The 17816-nt window shown below is 66.0% G+C and carries 16 protein-coding genes and 1 pseudogene; 10 read left to right on the top strand and 7 right to left on the bottom strand.

Annotation, left to right across the window (positions count from 1 at the left end; all coding sequences use genetic code 11):
- Positions 1–135: 135 nt before the first annotated feature.
- Both ABLE94_RS23340 and ABLE94_RS23335 read right to left on the bottom strand, forming a co-directional pair.
- Positions 136–1296 carry a sensor histidine kinase gene (locus tag ABLE94_RS23340; RefSeq protein ID WP_006372944.1) on the bottom strand — a complete coding sequence of 387 codons (1161 nt, stop codon included), beginning with the start codon at positions 1294–1296 and terminating at the stop codon, positions 136–138.
- Positions 1293–1982 (bottom strand): response regulator, encoded by a 690-nt coding sequence (locus ABLE94_RS23335; RefSeq protein WP_006372945.1) that lies wholly within the window; start codon positions 1980–1982, stop codon positions 1293–1295. The genes ABLE94_RS23340 and ABLE94_RS23335 overlap by 4 nt, the downstream gene beginning before the upstream one ends.
- Positions 1983–2184: 202 nt before the next feature.
- Between ABLE94_RS23335 and ABLE94_RS23330 the strand changes: the two genes are divergently transcribed.
- The 3 genes from ABLE94_RS23330 (at position 2185) to ABLE94_RS23320 (ending at position 6686) form a co-directional block, all read left to right on the top strand.
- Positions 2185–2427, top strand: coding sequence for an SHOCT domain-containing protein (locus ABLE94_RS23330; protein ID WP_006372946.1), 243 nt, complete (start codon positions 2185–2187; stop codon positions 2425–2427).
- Between the two features lie 52 nt (positions 2428–2479).
- Positions 2480–4897, top strand: coding sequence for a heavy metal translocating P-type ATPase (locus ABLE94_RS23325; RefSeq protein ID WP_006372947.1), 2418 nt, complete (start codon positions 2480–2482; stop codon positions 4895–4897).
- A gap of 340 nt (positions 4898–5237) precedes the next feature.
- On the top strand, positions 5238–6686 hold the full coding sequence (locus tag ABLE94_RS23320) for a multicopper oxidase family protein (protein WP_247609003.1): 1449 nt from the start codon (positions 5238–5240) through the stop codon (positions 6684–6686).
- A gap of 37 nt (positions 6687–6723) precedes the next feature.
- On the opposite strand, the gene ABLE94_RS23315 is transcribed toward ABLE94_RS23320, so the two are convergent.
- Together ABLE94_RS23315 and ABLE94_RS23310 are read right to left on the bottom strand one after the other, a co-directional pair.
- The gene (locus ABLE94_RS23315; RefSeq protein ID WP_006372949.1) at positions 6724–7449 is read right to left on the bottom strand and encodes a sulfocyanin-like copper-binding protein; all 726 of its coding nucleotides are present in this window, start codon (positions 7447–7449) and stop codon (positions 6724–6726) included.
- Positions 7450–7454: 5 nt separating this feature from the next.
- On the bottom strand, positions 7455–7739 hold the full coding sequence (locus ABLE94_RS23310; RefSeq protein WP_006372950.1) for an SHOCT domain-containing protein: 285 nt from the start codon (positions 7737–7739) through the stop codon (positions 7455–7457).
- 1132 nt (positions 7740–8871) lie between these two features.
- Here ABLE94_RS23310 and ABLE94_RS23305 point away from each other — a divergent pair.
- Both ABLE94_RS23305 and ABLE94_RS23300 read left to right on the top strand, forming a co-directional pair.
- On the top strand, positions 8872–9315 hold the full coding sequence (locus ABLE94_RS23305) for a hypothetical protein (protein ID WP_311278338.1): 444 nt from the start codon (positions 8872–8874) through the stop codon (positions 9313–9315).
- Positions 9316–9342: 27 nt separating this feature from the next.
- Complete coding sequence (locus tag ABLE94_RS23300) at positions 9343–9672, top strand: hypothetical protein (protein WP_006438351.1); 330 nt, start codon at positions 9343–9345, stop codon at positions 9670–9672.
- Between the two features lie 38 nt (positions 9673–9710).
- Here the strand turns inward: ABLE94_RS23300 and ABLE94_RS23295 are convergent, their stop codons facing one another.
- From ABLE94_RS23295 to ABLE94_RS23285, 3 genes and pseudogenes are all read right to left on the bottom strand, one after another.
- On the bottom strand, positions 9711–10091 hold the full coding sequence (locus tag ABLE94_RS23295; protein ID WP_006438350.1) for a BlaI/MecI/CopY family transcriptional regulator: 381 nt from the start codon (positions 10089–10091) through the stop codon (positions 9711–9713).
- A 47-nt stretch (positions 10092–10138) separates the two neighbouring features.
- Positions 10139–11371, bottom strand: a complete 1233-nt coding sequence (locus tag ABLE94_RS23290) for a sensor histidine kinase (RefSeq protein WP_006438349.1) — start codon at positions 11369–11371, stop codon at positions 10139–10141.
- Positions 11361–12062 (bottom strand): annotated as a pseudogene (locus tag ABLE94_RS23285) (response regulator transcription factor). Before ABLE94_RS23285 ends, ABLE94_RS23290 begins: the two are co-directional and overlap by 11 nt.
- Positions 12063–12344: 282 nt before the next feature.
- On the opposite strand from ABLE94_RS23285, the gene ABLE94_RS23280 reads away from it, so the two are divergent.
- From ABLE94_RS23280 to ABLE94_RS23260, 5 genes are all read left to right on the top strand, one after another.
- On the top strand, positions 12345–13478 hold the full coding sequence (locus ABLE94_RS23280; RefSeq protein WP_035718250.1) for a PLP-dependent cysteine synthase family protein: 1134 nt from the start codon (positions 12345–12347) through the stop codon (positions 13476–13478).
- A gap of 3 nt (positions 13479–13481) precedes the next feature.
- Positions 13482–14750, top strand: coding sequence for an MFS transporter (locus ABLE94_RS23275; protein ID WP_006357626.1), 1269 nt, complete (start codon positions 13482–13484; stop codon positions 14748–14750).
- A gap of 103 nt (positions 14751–14853) precedes the next feature.
- Complete coding sequence (locus tag ABLE94_RS23270; RefSeq protein WP_006438347.1) at positions 14854–15060, top strand: heavy-metal-associated domain-containing protein; 207 nt, start codon at positions 14854–14856, stop codon at positions 15058–15060.
- Between the two features lie 92 nt (positions 15061–15152).
- The gene (locus tag ABLE94_RS23265; protein ID WP_348810056.1) at positions 15153–16103 is read left to right on the top strand and encodes a DUF8832 domain-containing protein; all 951 of its coding nucleotides are present in this window, start codon (positions 15153–15155) and stop codon (positions 16101–16103) included.
- A 77-nt stretch (positions 16104–16180) separates the two neighbouring features.
- Positions 16181–17816, top strand: a 1636-nt coding sequence (locus ABLE94_RS23260; protein ID WP_348805776.1) for a heavy metal translocating P-type ATPase, incomplete at its 3' end; no start/stop codon positions are given.

Here is a 17816-nt window from a genome sequence, read left to right as displayed (position 1 = left end):
AGCTTCCAGGTGCGCTACCTGATCGACGGTCCCTTCCCCACTGGCGTCGTTCTCGTCGACACCGGGTCACCCTCTACGGATTCGGCTGAGCAAAGCCGTTGTGTGGAAAGAGTTCCCGGTGCGTCTGCATGACCGTCACTCGGGTCGATCGCTGGCATCGTGTGTGGTGGTGGGCAGCTTCATGGTAAACCGCGCGCCTGTGCCGGGACCGTCGCTGTGTGCGGTGAGGGTGCCGCCGTGGGCTTCGACGAGGGTGCGGGCGATGGTCAGTCCGATTCCGCTGCCGCCTTCCTGACGGCCGCGGGCGGTGTCTGCGCGGTAGAAGCGGTCGAACAGGTGCGCGAGATGCTCTGGGGGAACGCCTTCGCCGGTATCGGTGACGGTGATCGCGGTCCATCCATCTGGAGTATTGGTGGAGGCGACGGTGACGGTGCCCCCGGCGGGAGTGTGGCGCAGAGCGTTGTCGAGCAGGTTTCCGAGGACCTGTCCGATCCGGTCCGGGTCGACGGTGACGGGGGCTGTATCGGCGTCGTCACAGATCAGTGCGACGTGCGCGGCAGCGTAGCGATCGGAGTGGCTGCGGACTGCGGCGTCGACGAGGGCGCGGGTGTCGGTGTGCACGGGGTTGTTTGCAAGTCTGCCTTCTTGTGCTCGTGAGACGGCGGTGATGTCCTCGGCGAGCCGAGCGAGTCGGGCCGTGCTCGACCGCAGGATTGCGAAGGTCTGAGTGTCGGGCAGGCGCAGACCGTCCTCGAGGGCTTCGAGGTGGGCATCGAGAGTTGCCAGGGGTGTTCGCATCTCGTGGGCCAGGTCGGAGAGCATACGTCGGCGGGTGGTCTCCACCGAGTCCAGTCGGTCAGCGAGTTGGTTGAACGTTTCGGCGAGCTGGTCGAACTCTCGGCCGAGGCCGACACCGGTCAGTCTCGCCGTGTATTGGCCGCTGGCGATCTCGGACGCCGACGCGGCGACCTCGGTGATCGACCGTTGGACACGGCGCGTGAAGTACCAGCTCACCGCCAGTGCGATCAACACCGAAACCATCAGCGCGATGGCCAGAGAGAGGATCATCGCTGAGGTGAACGCCCGCTCGACGTGGGCTGTCTCGGTCTGGGCGTGCGCGATGCCGGCCTGCTGCAGGTGCTTGTGGAACAATCTCGGTGCCACCGCGGCCGCGACCAGCCAGGCGCTCACCGCACCCCCCACGACAACGATTGCCTGCGACACCAGCAGGCGGGTACCGAACCCGGACCCACGGCGCACGCGTGTGGGTGCGGGTGCGGGAGGCGTCGTGGTCACTGCCCCGTCCCCATCCGATATCCGACACCGCGCACGGTGCGCACGAAGATTCCGCGAGTGGCGTCGTCGCCGAGTTTGCGCCGCAAATGCCCGATGTGCACGTCGACCAGGTGTTCGTCGCCGATCCAGCTCGGCCCCCACACCGCGGCTATCAACTGGGCCCTGCTGAACACCACATTCGGATGCTCGGACAACGTGGCAAGGACGTCGAATTCGGTGCGGGTCAACGCAATCAAGGTTTCGTCGATCCGCACCTCGCGGCCCGCCGGGTCGATCGTCAGGGGCCCGAACACGCGGCGCTTCGGCGCTACGGCCGACGCAGCGAGGTCACTCGAGGTTCGAGGCCGACGCAGCATGGCCTGGATGCGGGCGACGAGTTCTCGCGGACTGAACGGTTTGGTCATGTAATCGTCGGCGCCGACCGACAACCCGACCAGGGTGTCGACCTCCTCGGCGCGGGCGGTGAGCATGATGACATAGGCATCGGAGAAGGTGCGTAGCCGTCGACACACCTCGATCCCATCCAGCCGAGGCAGACCCAGATCCAGCACGACCACGTCGGGATCGACCTGCCGTGCGCGCTCGACGGCGTCGAGGCCGTCGTGCACGATCGTGACGTCGAACCCGCTGCGCTCGAGATAACTGCCCATCAACGCCGCGAGAGGCACCTCGTCTTCGACCACCATCGCCCGCAACCCCGTTGGCGCGGTCGCCGCGATGGGGGGCGGGGCTGGACGAGGCTGATCGGAGTCGGACGCCATGTCCCCATCGTGGCGAGAGTCGCGGCTGACGGCATGTTCTTCAGCGAACCTTCATCAAAACCCTGTCCTCGGCGTCGGGTCCGGCGACCAGACTCGGACACGATCGTCGAGGAGAGGAGCCGGCGCGATGGTGGGATCGGGCTTGATGGCGGGGGGTGGCTGGCTGGTGATGGTACTGGCCGTCGCCGCTTTCTGGGTGCTGGTGGTGGTCGGAATCAGGGCGTTGTTTCGACCGGGGCGCCGCCGCGACGATGTTCCCGCGGACAGCGCCGATGACCCGCTGTGGATTCTCGACGACCGCTTCGCCCGGGGAGAGATCGACGCCGACGAGTACTGGGCACGCTATCGGGTTCTTCGCCCGCCGCATTGACCGCGATCCCGAAGGCAGCGCCATTCGGCGCCGAGGAAGAAGGGAAACGGAGATGGCCAACACCACCGTGGTCGAGGTCGGTGGACTGCACTGGGCGACATCGACGGCCACCATCGAATCGGTGCTGGGCCGCCGTCCGGGGGTGGTCTCGGTGACGGCGAACGCGATGAATCAGACCGCCACGGTGACCTACGACCCCGACCGCACCTCGGTATCACAACTGTCGGAGTGGGTGCGTGAGTGCGGCTACCATTGCGCCGGCCGCTCGGTTCCTGAGCATGTGTGCGACCCGATGGGCGAACCGAGTCCGGGCACTGCTCTGTCGACGGCACACGGCGAAGGCCAGCGGACCGGACACCCCGAGCACTCCCTCGACGCCGGACCCGAGGTGCACGGCGAGCGCGCCCCGCAGGAGATGATGGGCCACGGTGGGCATGCCGGCATGTCGATGGATGCGATGGTCCGTGACATGCGCAACCGTTTCCTGGTCGCGCTGGTGCTGTCGATCCCGATCATGCTGTGGTCGCCGATGGGGCGGGACATGCTGGGGTTCACGGTGTCCGCACCGTTCGGGCTCCGTGATGACGTGTTCACCCTGGTGCTCAGTCTTCCAGTGATCTTCTACTCGTCGTGGATCTTTTTCGACGGCGCCTATCGGGCGCTGAAGGCCCGAACCCTGGACATGATGGTGCTCGTGGCCGTGGCGATCGGCACCGGTTGGCTCTACAGCGTCGGGGTGACCCTGACCGGCGGTGGCGACGTGTTCTACGAAGCCGCGTCGATGCTGGCGACGTTCGTGCTTCTCGGACACTGGTTCGAGATGCGTGCCCGCGGTGGGGCCAACGACGCCATCCGCACACTGCTCGAGCTCGCACCGCCCAAGGCGGTGGTGCTGCGCGACGGCGAACTCGTGGAGGTACCCACCGCCGAGGTCGTGGTCGGGGATCTGCTGATGATCCGGCCGGGCGCCAAGGTTCCGGTTGACGGGATCGTCGAGGACGGCAACTCCGAGGTCGACGAATCGATGGTCACCGGGGAGAGCCTGCCGGTGGCCAAGGCCGAGGGGTCGGAGGTGATCGGAGCATCGATCAACACCACCGGCACGCTGCGGGTGCGCGCAACCCGGGTGGGTTCCGACACCGCGTTGGCCCAGATCGTCGCGCTCGTACAGGAAGCCCAGAACTCCAAGGCTCCCGGCCAGCGTCTTGCCGACAGGGCGGCGTTCTGGCTGGTGCTCGTCGCGCTGATCGGCGGATTGGGCACCTTCGTCGTGTGGTGGGCGGTCGACGGCGACGTTCAGGTGGCGCTGCTGTTCGCGATCACCGTCGTCGTCATCACCTGCCCGGACGCGCTCGGCCTGGCCACCCCGACCGCGATCATGGTCGGCACCGGGTTGGGCGCGAAACGGGGGGTTCTGTTCAAGAACGCCGGCGCACTCGAGACCTCCGCCCACGTCGACACGGTGGTGATGGACAAGACCGGCACCCTGACCAAGGGTGAACCGGAAGTGACCGACGTGGTTGTCGACGGGATCGGAGAGGACGAGTTGCTGACCCTCGTAGCGGCGGTCGAACGTGAATCCGAACATCCCCTCGCCGCCGCGATCGTTCGCTACGCGGCCCTCCGCGACGTTGCCACGGTTCGGCTGGAGCACTTCCGCACCATCCCGGGGCAGGGTGCGATCGCGGAGGTAAGCGGGCGCCACATCGCCGTCGGCAATCGGACGCTGATGACCACCGAGGGAGTCGATGTCGGCGCGTTGATGACTCGGCGCGCCGAGTTGGCCTCGAGTGGGCGCACCGCGGTCCTGGTCGCCGTCGACGGCCGCGGCGTCGGGGTCATCGCCCTCGCCGACGCGGCGCGCGAGACCTCCGCCGAGGCGGTGCGCACGCTCCACGAACTCGGTGTGGAGGTGGTCATGCTCTCCGGAGACAACGAGGCGACCGCCCGACGTATCGCCGGGCAGTTGGGCATCGACACGGTCATCGCCGAGGTGCTGCCCGGTGACAAGGCGGACAAGATCGCCGGTCTGCAGCGTCTCGGGAAGAAGGTCGCGATGGTCGGTGACGGCGTCAACGACGCCCCGGCGCTCGCGCAAGCGGATCTGGGCATCGCCATCGGCGCCGGCACCGACGTCGCGATCGAAACCGCCGACCTGGTGCTGATGCGTTCGGATCCTCTCGACGTCCCGCTCGCGTTGCGCATCGGCCGGGGCACACTGCGCAAGATGCGGCAGAATCTCGGGTGGGCCGTCGGCTACAACACCATCGCGTTGCCGATCGCCGCCGGCGTGTTCGAACCTGTCGTCGGGCTGGTGCTGCGCCCCGAAATCGCCGCGTTGTCGATGTCCGGATCGAGTCTGATCGTCGCGGTGAACGCCCTGATGCTCAAGCGACTGCATCTGCCGTCCCCGCCTGAAGCGCAACCGGTGACTCGTCGGGCCCCGGAGCCGATTCCCACCCGATCCTGAGATCGTGCGCTCCCCCACCTGGCTCTCCCGACGAGATTCCGTCTTCTCGCCGCCGGACGACTTCTTCATCGGATCTTCATGGGACAACCCGGTCAACGCATATGAGCGCTGAGCACCATGTGGAGTGAACAGACGTGGCGCAGCGGAGGGTCGCCGCCGCAGTGGTGGTGAGCGACGGGAAATGTCGGTGACGTCATCGTCGCTGCCACTGAGAGTTTCACTCAGATCTGATATGTACCCTAGGGGGGTACCGTATCTACATGCCGATAGTCTCGGCGGAAAGGACGTGAAGGTGAACAAGACTTCCCGCAGGGATGTTCTGGTGGGTGGGCTCGGACTGATGGGGGCGGGAGTTCTCGCGTCGTGTGGCATCAGGTCGGGGGGCTCCGCGACGTCATCGGCCGTATCCGGGTCGTTTGGGGCGCCGCGCCCGATGAACGCGGCAGCCGGGCAGCGGGTGGTCGACGCGTCCTTGACCGCGACCGAGACGACCGTTGATCTCGGCTCGGGGGTGACCGCGCGGACCTGGGCCTACGGCGGTGTCGTGCCGGGTAAGGTCGTTCGCGCGAATGCGGGTGACTTCATCCGCGCGAAGGTGACCAACCGGTTGCCGGCCGACACCACGATCCATTGGCATGGGGTGCAGTTGCGCAATCCTGCCGACGGGGTTCCGGGTGTTACCCAGGACCCGATCGCCTCCGGTGACACGTTCGTCTATGAGTTCACCGCGCCCAATGCCGGCACCCATTTCTTCCACCCGCACGTCGGCGTGCAGATCGACCGAGGCCTGTATGCGCCTCTGATCATCGACGACCCGGGCGAACGCGGCGACTACGACGACGAGTGGATCGTCGTGCTCGATGACTGGACCGACGGCGTCGGGCAAAACCCCGACGACATCCTCGCCGGCTACCAAGCGCAGAACGGAACGCTCTCCGGCATGGGCGGGATGGGTGGTGGCTCCATGCCCGGGATGGGTGGTTCGTCGAGTTCGCCGCTTGGCGACGCGGGCGACGTCGACTACCCGTACTACCTGATCAACGGTCGCGTCCCCACCGCACCGACGTCGTTCTCGTCGAAACCGGGTCGCCGCATCCGGATTCGGTTGATCAACGCCGGCGCGGACACGATCTTCAAGGTCGCCTTGGGCGGTCATCAGATGACGGTGACCCACTCCGACGGCTACCCCGTGGTGCCGCGCACGACCCGCTCGCTCTACATCGCGATGGGCGAACGGTACGACGTCATCGTCACCGCCGGCGACGGCGTGTTCCCGCTCGTCGCCGACGCCGAGGGAAAAAGCGGCCAGGCCCTCGCTCTGCTACGCACCGCCGCCGGCACAGCGCCATCGGCCATGGTGCACCCCACCGAACTCGACTCGGCGGCACTGCTGGGGGCGAGTGATCTCACCGCGGCCGACTCGGCCCAGCTGCCCGCAAAGAATCCCGACGGCACACTCATCGTTCAGCTGGACGGACAGATGACGCCGTATGCCTGGGGTATCAACGGTAAGAAGTATGGCGCGGACACCCCGATGACCGTTCACGCCGACCAGCGGGTGCGGATGCGCATGACCAACATGACAGCGATGGTGCATCCGATGCACATCCACGGGCACAGCTGGGCGCTGCCGGCCAGTGGCGGGCTACGTAAGGACACCGTGCTGATCCGGCCGATGGAGACGATCGTGGCCGACTTCCAGGCCGACAACCCCGGCGACTGGGCCTTCCACTGCCACAACATCTATCACGCCGAGGTGGGGATGATGACCACCGTCAGATACACGTGAGCACCGACACGGTCATCACCCGCCGAGCGGACGCGGGTCACCCAGCAGGAGGAGTCGTCGACGGTGACGCGTTGGTGACGTCGAGTTCGGCGTACATTCCCGCGCCGTAGTGGCCGGCGATGTTGCAGACCAACTCATAACGTCCGGCGGGCAGGTTGATCGTGGTCCAGCCGGTCTCGCCGGCTGTGATGCCGTCCCCTTGCCCAGCGCCACACGACCGGGAGGCCTCCCCCAGACTGCCGGCCTCATCGACCTTGCCGTCCGACCCGATGGTGCGCTGACCGGGCTGCTGCCCGTCGGCGAGCGGGAGCACCACCAGCTCGTGGGTCAGCCAGCCGGAGTTGAGCACTCGGAACAACACCTCACCCGCAGGAACGGAAGTCGGATTGACCGCGACATGCATCATCCCCGGACGGCCCATGATGCCCATGTTCGGCCACTGGAACTGACCCTGCACCGGCCCGTACCCGCCGTTCCCGCCCCGGCCCATCATGCCGCCCATGTCGGCGAGGGTGACGTCGACCACAGTGCCGGGCAAGCCCGGCACGCTACACGACGACGATGACGTGCCCGGGTACCCGCCCATCATGCCCTGGCCCAAGCCGGCGCCATACGCTCCGCTCGGATATGGACCGGTGAAGGCCGGCGACGTGGTGGTGTTGTCCGGTCGGACAGCGTAGATGACTGCCGTGGTTCCGATTCCGAGCACCAGCGATGCGATCACGATGCCGAAGATGGTCCACAGCCGACGACGTGAGCCCATCGCGGTCAGCGGTGTTCTCGCAGCGCTGTCATGCGCTTGCGGTATTCGTCTTCATCGATCTCGCCGCGCGCGAACCGTTCGCCGAGCACGTCTTCGGCCCTCGACGGTCCAGGGCCGGGCTGGCCGGGTCCGGGCACTCCGCCGGAGTGGTGGCGCGGCCCCGAGAAATAGCGGATCGCCAGCACGACGGCCGTGATCACGGCCGCCCAGAAGAGCACCATCATGCTCGCCATCAGGATCCAGCCGCCCCAGCCCCAGCTATTGCCCCACATGTAGCCGTTGTCGTACATCGTCACCGCAACCCTTCTCGCGCTTGCCTGCACAACCTGATGCTCATGATTCCAGCTTGCTCTCGGCGGGGCAGCACTGTCGAGGGACGTTGGTCCGCACGTCACACCCAGAGTGACCGATACGCAACGCCTGTCCGATCTGCCAAGGGGGCTCTCACTCGCATGCCGCGACTTTGGTGGGTGCCACTTCCGTAAGATCTACCACATGCTGCTCGTGGGAACTCGAGACAAAGTGATACGAGTGCTTACCAGTCGTAAATCACTGGGGGAGAGTATCTTTCAAGCGCTCCTTACATAACATCGAGAGATCGCGGGGACCTGAAGTGTTGCTCGTGGCGGTGCTCGCGCATCGATGTCAAACCATCTGGGCCGGCGTCACCCTCGCTGGTCCAAAAGGTGGTGGAGAACGCCCCGGCCGGCGGCGACGGCGGAGTAGCGGCCACGCCGATCGGCCACGCCTGCTGTACTTCGTAGCGCAAACCTTCGAGCGGGTCATCCGCAGCATCTGACCAAACGAACTCGACTTCCGTCCCCGGACGCAAACCCATCGAAGCGAGTGGATCGTTCAGATCGGCTACCGCTAGGAGTCTGAGCGATTGAGCGTCGGCGTACACCCCGCCGGGAGTGTCCGGTGAGTCGAACACACCCCACCCTTTACTGAAATGCCATACCCGCACAACGCCCGTCGACGACATTGCTTAACCGTAGCCGTCACAGCTCCGCGGGGAGACGTCGCAAAAACGTTGATCGTGAGGTAGGACGGGCTAGGAACGAAGTCAGCGCGTAGCGGGTGGCAGCGGGTTGAACGCGTCGTGAGCCATGATTCGTGGTCGAGTTCGATGTCCCAGGCTTCCAAATCGGGGGCGAGGACCAACTCATCGATGCAGGCGGCGGTCCCACCGACGAAGAAGATAGAGCTACTCCCCCTCCGTCAGCGCCCTCCAGCCCACCTAAACTACTATCTAGCATAGTTTCAAGGTTGGCTGTTGGAGGCGTGGTGATCGCAAACATTGTGGCCCAAGGGACACTCCTGGGACTGTTCGGTGCGGTCGTAGCGTGTGGTGTCGCCGCTGCCCGCCAGCCGGATCGAGGTGGGGAGGCGTGGCGGGCGCTTGTTTCGTGTGCGGTGGCCGTGAGTGCGGCCGTCGGCGTGATGGTGGTTGCTCCCCAGGGCGATTTCTCGTCGGCGATCGTGTTGGTGATGCTCTGTGTTGGGGCGCTCATGCTGTTTTCTGTTCATCTGCACGGTACGTCGTTGGCTGTAATGGTTGACCCGCTCGTGTGGATGGCCTCGGCGATGTGGGTGTTCATCGTGTTCGCCGCCACGGGCGCGCCGATCGAGATTGGCGCGGTGCCTGCTGATCCGATCGCCGAGCTGGCGTTGAGGGCGGAGCTCAATCGAACCCCGAGGTGGTCCCGCACAGGCAGTGTGATCGCGATCTTCGGTCTGGTGGCCGCGATAGTCTTCCGCCTGGCCCGGCCGGCCTCCCGCGGTGATGGCTTCGACGCCCTCGTTCCCGGCGCCCACGCCCGATTCCCACAAAATACGAAGGTGGTTAGTAGAAGTGGGGCGTGATGCGAGTGTGCGGAGGAGGTGGTGGGCATGACTGACGGTGTCGAGGTGCCGCGTACGGATCGGTTCGGCCCGCGCGGTCCTGCCCGTACGATCTCTCGTGCGGTGGGCCTTGCCGTGGTGATGTTTGAGGCGGTTGCCGCGTTCTGGCTGGTGATGCTGCTCCGAACGTCGGATCTCGTGCCATCCGACCCGTCAGGAGTCGGGCGCGGTGATCAGGTCGAGCTGCGGATGCTGACCGCGGTGGATGTGCACGACTGGGTGTCGGCGCTGAGTGCTGCGGCCTTCGCTGCGGGTGTGGCCGGTGCGCTGGCGGCGCATCTACTTCCCGCAGTCAAGGGGCGCGCGCCGGTTGAGTAGTCGGGCCGGGATTTCGACTCTTGGAACGTTTCTGTGGCTTAGGCTTTGGTGCCGCCGCCGCGGGTGTGGCGAGGTTTGCGGCTGAGGTATTCGCTGAGCACTTCCCGCTCGGCGGGTGTCACGGTCTGGGCGAAGTGCATCAGTACTGCCGCGGAGTCTCCGCTGGCGTCGAGGACCTGACGCAAGGTGCGTGAGGTGGCCTCCTCGCGGGTCTGCATGGGGAAGTACCGGTAGGCGCGGCTGACTTTTTCTCGACCGACGAACCCTTTTTTGTGCAGGTTGGTGACGACGGTGAGCACTGTGGTGTAGGCCGGTTCGCGGTCGTGGAGTTCCTCGACTAGGTCGTGCACCGACATCGCCGCACCGGCCGACCACAGCACGTCCATCACTGCGCGTTCCAGCGAACCCAGCCCAGTCATTTTCACCCACCATCTCTAGATGCGGGTCAATCTTACGACGGACTACCTCAGTTAGTAGCTCGGTCCCGTTGGAGCGCATCGGCAGCGCCGCGAGGCGGGCGGTGTTCGATGGCTGCGGAGAATTCGGTTCCAGGGGTGCTGCGGTGGATGTGACGTCGTGTTGTGGTCGGCAACGTGATGGTGAAGGTGGCTCCGTGCCCGGTTCCCAGGCTTTCGGCGAGCAAGGTGCCCCCATGGTCTTCGACGATGGAGCGGGCGATGGTGAGTCCGATACCGCTGCCGCCGGCGTCTCGGGTCCGTGAGGAGTCGGTGCGGTAGAAGCGGTCAAAGATGTGTGGAAGGTGTTGAGCGGGAATCCCGTCCCCGCAGTCGACGACGCTGATGCGCACCGCGTGTGCCGGGGCGGTGTCGGCTTTCACTACGACCCGCTGGCCCGGGGAGCTGTGTCGCAGCGCGTTAGTGAGCAGATTGAGCAGTACTTGGCTCATTCGTTCGGCATCGACATCGATGTGTACGCGCGCGGCGGTGGTGACGATGCCCAGCGTGACGCCGGCGTCGGTGAACAGCTCGGCGGCTTCTTCGTAGGTCGCGATGAGCAGTTCGTTGACAGTGATCGTCGAGGGTTGCAATGGCATCTGGTGCTCGTCGGCGCTGGATACGGTCGCGATGTCCTCGGCGAGGCGCTGCAACCGGGTGGTGGCGGTGCGCACGACGTCGAAGGTGTGGGAGTCGGGCGCGCGGACACCGTCCTCGAGGGCGTCGGTGATCGCGCCGATGGTGGTCAACGGGGTGCGCAGTTCGTGGGCGAGGTCTGACAGCATCCGCTTGCGGATGTCTTCCTGGGAGTTCAAACGTTGTGCCAGCTGGTTGATGGCTCGGCTGAGCTGGGTGAACTCAGTGCCGAGCTGGCGATCGGGAACACGGGTGCGGTAGTTGCCTGCGCCGATCGCCACAGCCGAGCGCGCGACGCTGGCGACTGACTGTTGTACGCGGCGAGCCAGGAACCAGCTGACGGCCGTGGCCAGGATCGTCGAGGTGACCAGGGCTGCGGTCATCGAGACGACGATGGAGAAGGTGAATGCGGCCTCGACGTGTTCGGCCTGTGCTGATCCCGGTTCGAGGCTGGACTGGCCGAGGTGATCGTGGAAGGTGTGCGGCGCGACGAACAGTGCCACGATCGCGACGCTGATGCCGCCGCCGCCGATCACGATGGCCTGGGCCAGCATCAACCGGGAGCCGAAGCTGCCCGGGATACGTGCCCGTCGTCGATCACCGTTCATGGCTGTCTCCTCGAGGTTGGCCGTCACCCATCCGGTAGCCCACGCCGCGCACGGTACGGATGAATCGACCGGCCGCGGCGCTGTCGCCGAGTTTGCGGCGCAGGCTGGCGATATGAACTTCGACAACGTGGGCATCGCCGACCCAGTTGGGTCCCCAGATTTCGGTGAGCAGTTGTTCTCGACTGAACACCACACCGGGCCGTCGGCTCAGGGCTTCCAGAACGTCGAATTCGGTGCGGGTCAGTTCCACGAGTGTGTCTTCTACCCGCACTTCACGGCCTTGTGGGTCCAGGGTCAGCTCCCCCAGTGTCCGCGGGTGTGCTGTGTCTACCGCCGAGGTCGGGCGCGGACGGCGCAGCATGGCGTCGATGCGCGCCATCAGCTCACGAGGACGAAACGGTTTGGTGAGGTAGTCGTCGGCTCCAACCGCGAGACCGATGATGGTGTCGACCTCGTCGGCGCGGGCGGTGACCATCACGATTTAGGCGTCGGTGAAGGTGCGTAACTGCCGACACACCTCGACGCCGTCGATCGAGGGCAAACCCAGATCGAGGATGACTACCGCAGGACTCACCGTGCGTGCGGCGGCGATCCCCTCTTGGCCGTCGTGGGCGATGGTGACCACAAATCCGCTGCGCTGCAGGTAGTCGGCGACAACCTCGGCGATGTCAGGCTCATCTTCGATGACCAGCGCGTGTAGCCCGTGCGGTGGTCGGGCCGCCGGCCCACGAAGGTCGTCGTCGACGATGACGCGGTCATGAGGCACGTCCCTATGGTGGCGGTGGTTTACACGACCATCCAACCCCGCGGGCATTCTTGAGCAGATCTTGATCCCGACCGCCGATCAGCCTTGAGGTTGAGTGGGCAAGGTGGCGGTGTCGCCGCGCCGAACGATATGTCCCAGTTCCCTCTCACACTGTTGATCTGCTTTCGGCCCGGCGACATCCTGTCCATCGATGCAGAGGATGCCCGTGTGACTGTCTCCTACAGCCTCACCACCAGTGATCCATTCGCCACCACCTTCCCTGCCGAGGCCACATCGCGCCGTGCTGGGCTGAGTCGTCAGCTGGTCGGCGGCACCCCGGTACTGCGGATCGAAGAACCCTTTGCCGAGCACGGGCACGGTTTCTGGGCCAAGCTGGAGGGCTTCAACCCCGGTGGCATGAAAGACCGGCCGGCGCTGCACATGGTCGAACGCGCCCGCGCCCGCGGCGAGCTGGCCCCGGGGGCGCAGATCATCGAATCAACGAGCGGCACACTGGGATTGGGGTTAGCGCTAGCGGGCATTGTGTTCGGTCATCCGGTGACCTTGGTGACCGACCCCGGACTGGAACCGATCCTGCGGCAAATGCTCGCCGCCTACGGCGCCCGGGTCGATGTCGTCAGCGAGCCCCACCCGGTCGGGGGTTGGCAACAAGCCCGCCGCGACCGTGTGCGCGCCCTGCTCGCACTCGACGAGGCTGCGTGGTGTCCCGACCAGTATTCCAACCCCGACAACGTGACCGGTTACAGCTCACTGGGTGTGGAGCTGATCGCGCAGCTGCGCCATATCGATGTCCTGGTGTGTTCGGTGGGCACCGGTGGGCACTCAGCCGGTGTGGCTCATACTCTGCGGCAGTTCAACCCTGAGCTGGAAGTCGTGGGCGTAGACACCATCGGCTCGACGATCTTCGGCCAGCCCGCACAGTCACGGATCATGCGGGGACTCGGCTCGAGCATCTACCCCCGCAACGTCGCCTACGACCAGTTCAGTGAGGTGCACTGGGTGGCGCCGGCCGAAGCAGTCTGGGCATGCCGCACCCTGGCCGCCACGCAGTACGCCACCGGCGGCTGGAGCGTGGGCGCGGTGGCCCTGGTCTCGGGCTGGCTGGCTCGCACTCGTTCGGCCGATACGCGCATCGCGGCGGTCTTCCCCGATGGCCCCGCCCGCTACTACGGAACCATCTACAACGACGAGTACTGCCAAGCTCACGACCTGATGGACGCGCCAGCGCCCACTGCCCCCCACACCATCAACGATCCGCTGACCCAGGTCGCGAGTAGCTGGACCCGGTGCCCCACCATCATCGACCCCACTCACATGCCGCACACCGAGCCCACGAGCTGACCTATGCGACGCCTCTACCGCAGTTTCCGCAGCTTCGATCGCCCCAGCCAAGTGCTGATGGTCAACCAGTTCACCATCAACCTCGGCTTCTACATGCTCATGCCCTATCTCGCCGCCTATCTCGCCGGCCCGCTGGCCCTGGCGGCATGGGCAGTGGGCCTGGTCCTGGGGATACGCAACTTCTCCCAGCAGGGCATGTTCCTGATCGGGGGAACACTCGCTGACCGCTGGGGGTACAAACCGCTCATCATCGCCGGATGCCTGATGCGGGTCATCGGATTCATCCTACTGGCCCTGGCCAGTTCGCTGCCCGCGATCCTGATCGCCTCGGCGGCAACGGGATTCGCCGGGGCGCTGTTCAACCCCGCCGTCCGCGCCTACCTGGCCGCCGACGCCGGTGAACGTCGCATCGAAGCATTCGCCGTGTTCAACGTCTTCTACCAGGCCGGCATCCTGCTCGGGCCGCTGGTCGGACTGGCGTTGACCGCTTTGGATTTTCGGCTCACCTCCCTGTGTGCGGCAGCAGTTTTCGCGGTCCTGACCCTCGTGCAGATCAAAGCGCTACCCGCAACAACACCAGCCCCAAGCAACACCTCGATCATTCAGGACTGGCGCAGCGTCGTACGTAACCGGCGATTCCTGCTCTTCGCTGTGGCGATGGCCAGCTCGTATGTGCTGTCCTTTCAGGTCTACCTCGCGCTGCCCCTGCACGCCGACCGCATAGCGGACAACCCCACCCTCGCCACCAGCATTGTCACCGCAATGTTTGTGGTGACCGGTCTGGTGGCCATCGCCGGACAGCTACGCATCACCGCATGGTTCGGCAACCGCTGGGGCAGTACCGGCAGCCTGAGCGTGGGAATGACACTGATGGCTGCAGCTTTCCTGCCCCTAGTCGCCAGCGCCGCAACGCATCAGCGCAACATCGCCCTCAACATCGCCGCACTGCTACTCACCGCAGCCCTGCTCGCCGCCGCCACCGCAGCAGTGTTCCCATTCGAAATGGACACTGTGGTGGGACTGGCCCGCGGCACGCTTGTCGCCACCCACTACGGGCTCTACAACACCATCGTCGGGATCGGGATTCTGCTCGGCAATGCCGCGACCGGGTGGCTGTTCAGCGCGGCCACCACCCGCGACATGCCCGAACTGGTGTGGATCGCTTTGGTCCTCACCGGCATAGCGGCGGCGTCCGCCCTGTTGATGTTGCACCGCCGCGGATGGCTCAGCGTCTCCGCCCCCACCGAAGCTCAACCCACCTCCACCCATTGATTACCCTAGGGGGGTAGGGTATAAAGGTGGTGTGGCGAGACGCCACAGCGACAGGCCTCCTGAGGGTCGTCGGCACCACTGCTGTACCGAAAGGGCACATCTCATGAGCACATCGACAGTGATCGTCTCCGGAATGACGTGTGGGCACTGCGCGTCGTCGGTGCGTGAAGAAGTCGGAGCACTGGCCGGCGTGACCGACGTCGAGGTCGACGTGGCCAGCGGGCAAGTCACCATCTCCAGCTCGGCCCCGATCGAGCCCGACGCGATCCGCGTCGCGGTCGAAGAGGCCGGCTACCACCTGGCGCAGTAGCCGATGAGGGGCTGAAGTGTCTGCCCACTGGCGACTTCAGCCCTTCTCCGGGCGGCGTGTGTGTCGCCACCACCGATGACAGGAATCCAGCGATGAATGTTCCAACCAAGCTCGGCGTCTTCGCTGCGGCTCTGCTGATAGTTTTCGCCGCGGCCTATGCCATCGCCGCGGGTGTCGCACCCGATCGGCCACGACCGTCGTCGGCCGAGTCCACCCATGTCGGCCACACTGCCCAACCGTCATCATCTGCGTCCCCCGGTGCCGATCAGGTTCGCGGGGTTTCGCTGGCAGCAGGCGGCTTCATCCTGGGAAATGTGGTGGCACCCCATGCGCCCGGGATGCAAGCACCGCTGAGCTTTGAGATCCTCGACGCCGCCGGGGCCGCGGTCACCGACTTCGCCACCGAGCACGACAAGCAGCTGCACCTGATCGTCGTCCGCGCGGATGGCGCCTACTTTCGACACGTGCACCCCACTCTCTCGCCCGAAGGGCGCTGGTCGCTGCCCTGGCAGTGGGCGACGGGAGGCAGCTACCGGATCTATGCCGACTTCGTGCCCGCCGCCACCGGTCAACCCCTCACCCTGACCAGCACCGTCGAAGTCAGCGGTGACTACCAGCCGGCCCCAGCCGCCGCCGAATCACGACAGTCATCCGTCGACGGGTTCGACATCGAGCTGGCCGGGCACCTGCGCGCGGGAGTCGAGTCCGAATTGACCGTCACCGTGCGGCGAGCAGGACAACCGGTCACTACCTTGCAGCCGTATCTGGGCGCTTTCGGTCACTTGGTGGCTCTGCGTCAGGGCGACCTGGCCTACCTGCATGTTCACCCTGAGGGCGCGGCACCGACCGCCGGTCAACTCGCGGGACCACAGGTCCGCTTCGCCACCACCGCCCCCACCCCGGGCCGCTATCTGCTCTACCTCGACTTCCAGGTCGACGGCGCTGTGCACACCGCCACCTTCGTTCTCGACGCCCCCACCGGCGCCCCGGCCCCGACAACCAACTCCACGGCCCCCTCGGCCGATCCGCACGCCGGACACTAACTCGCTAACCAGCGCCACCCCGGGGCCACTGCACCGAGGCACTGCACCGAGGCGCTCACCCTTCGAGGAACTTCCCCATGACCACCTCAGCTCCGATCCACCCACCTGCGGCCACCGCCGAGCAGACAGGCACCGTCGATGTCGAACTCGCCGTGTCGGGCATGACGTGTGCCTCGTGCGCGGCACGCATCGAACGCACACTGAACAAACTCGACGGAGTGAGCGCCTCGGTGAACTACGCCACCGAAAAAGCTCACGTCAGCGCACGCGCCGGTGTCGACCCCCACCTGCTGATCGAGACCATCGAACAGGCCGGGTACCGCGCTGCGCTGCCCGCCATTCCCACAGGCGCCGACCCCGACGACGACCCTTCGGACGACGACGGGGAGCTCGTGGCCTTGCGTCACCGACTGATCGGTGCGGTGGTTCTCTCGGTACCGGTGATCGCGCTGGCAATGGTCCCGACGTTGCAGTTCACCTACTGGCAGTGGGCGTCGTTGACGTTGGCCGCGCCGGTGATCGTGTGGGCGGCCTGGCCGTTTCATCGCGCCGCGTTGCTCAACCTGCGCCACGGCGCGGCCACGATGGACACCCTGATCTCGGTCGGCACCACCGCGGCGCTGTTGTGGTCGTTGTATGCGTTGTTCTTCGGCACCGCCGGACAACCAGGCATGACCCACGGATTCACCTTGACGGTCGGCGCCTCTGACGGTGCAGGCAACATCTACCTCGAGGTCGCCGCGGGGGTCACGATGTTCGTCCTGGCCGGCCGATACTTCGAGAAGCGGTCCAAACGGCAAGCCGGTGCGGCGTTGCGGGCCTTGTTGGAGCTGGGCGCCAAAGACGTCACGGTGGTCAGGGACGGCCACCAGCATCGGATACCGATCGGCGAGCTCGCCGTCGACGACGAGTTCATTGTGCGGCCCGGCGAGAAGATCGCCAGCGACGGTGTGGTGGTGTCTGGCACCTCGGCAGTTGACGCCAGCATGGTCACCGGCGAGTCGATGCCAGTCCAGGTTGCCCCCGCCGACACCGTGACCGGCGGAACGGTCAACGCCGGCGGGCACCTGCGGGTGCGGGCGACCCGCGTGGGAGCGGACACCCAACTCGCGCAAATGGCCGCGATGGTCGAACGCGCCCAGACCGGCAAAGCCCACGCCCAGCGACTGGCCGACCGGATCTCAAGTGTCTTCGTGCCGGTGGTCATCGCCGTCGCCATCGCTGTCCTCGGCGCGTGGATCGGCGCCGGCTATCCCCTGCAAGCGGCGTTCACCGCCGCGGTCGCTGTGCTGATCATCGCCTGCCCCTGCGCTCTGGGACTGGCCACCCCGACCGCACTTCTGGTCGGTACCGGCCGCGGAGCCCAACTCGGCATCGTGATCAAAGGCCCCGAAGTCCTGGAATCCACCCGAACCGTCGACACCGTTGTCCTCGACAAAACCGGCACGGTCACCACGGGACAGATGACACTCGTCCAGGTCACCACTGCTCCCTCCACCACTCGCGAAGACGTGCTCGCCCTCGCGGGGGCGGTGGAGAATGCCTCCGAGCACCCCGTCGCGGCCGCCATCGCTGCTGGTGCAGCCGCCGAAGTCGGGCCGCTCGACGAGGTCGACGACTTCCGCAACTTCGAAGGTCGAGGCGTGCGCGGTCTGGTCCAGGGACGTGTGGTCACCGTCGGGCGTCCGACGCTGCTGGCCGAACACGGCATCG

Origin of the sequence: Gordonia sp. VNK1, from assembly GCF_040049135.1 — a bacterium.
GTDB classification, from domain to species: Bacteria; Actinomycetota; Actinomycetes; order Mycobacteriales; family Mycobacteriaceae; genus Gordonia; species Gordonia oleivorans.
This window is presented reverse-complemented; position numbering and strand designations above follow the sequence as displayed.

Bases quoted from the DNA above. Each gene is read 5' to 3' on its own strand.
- ABLE94_RS23335 (WP_006372945.1), bottom strand. From the start codon at position 1,982: ATGGTGGTCGAAGACGAGGTGCCTCTCGCGGCGTTGATGGGCAGTTAT.
- ABLE94_RS23330 (WP_006372946.1), top strand. From the start codon at position 2,185: ATGGTGGGATCGGGCTTGATGGCGGGGGGTGGCTGGCTGGTGATGGTA.
- ABLE94_RS23325 (WP_006372947.1), top strand. From the start codon at position 2,480: ATGGCCAACACCACCGTGGTCGAGGTCGGTGGACTGCACTGGGCGACA.
- ABLE94_RS23320 (WP_247609003.1), top strand. From the start codon at position 5,238: ATGGGGGCGGGAGTTCTCGCGTCGTGTGGCATCAGGTCGGGGGGCTCC.
- ABLE94_RS23315 (WP_006372949.1), bottom strand. From the start codon at position 7,449: ATGGGCTCACGTCGTCGGCTGTGGACCATCTTCGGCATCGTGATCGCA.
- ABLE94_RS23310 (WP_006372950.1), bottom strand. From the start codon at position 7,739: ATGTACGACAACGGCTACATGTGGGGCAATAGCTGGGGCTGGGGCGGC.
- ABLE94_RS23300 (WP_006438351.1), top strand. From the start codon at position 9,343: ATGACTGACGGTGTCGAGGTGCCGCGTACGGATCGGTTCGGCCCGCGC.
- ABLE94_RS23295 (WP_006438350.1), bottom strand. From the start codon at position 10,091: ATGACTGGGCTGGGTTCGCTGGAACGCGCAGTGATGGACGTGCTGTGG.
- ABLE94_RS23290 (WP_006438349.1), bottom strand. From the start codon at position 11,371: ATGAACGGTGATCGACGACGGGCACGTATCCCGGGCAGCTTCGGCTCC.
- ABLE94_RS23275 (WP_006357626.1), top strand. From the start codon at position 13,482: ATGCGACGCCTCTACCGCAGTTTCCGCAGCTTCGATCGCCCCAGCCAA.
- ABLE94_RS23270 (WP_006438347.1), top strand. From the start codon at position 14,854: ATGAGCACATCGACAGTGATCGTCTCCGGAATGACGTGTGGGCACTGC.
- ABLE94_RS23265 (WP_348810056.1), top strand. From the start codon at position 15,153: ATGAATGTTCCAACCAAGCTCGGCGTCTTCGCTGCGGCTCTGCTGATA.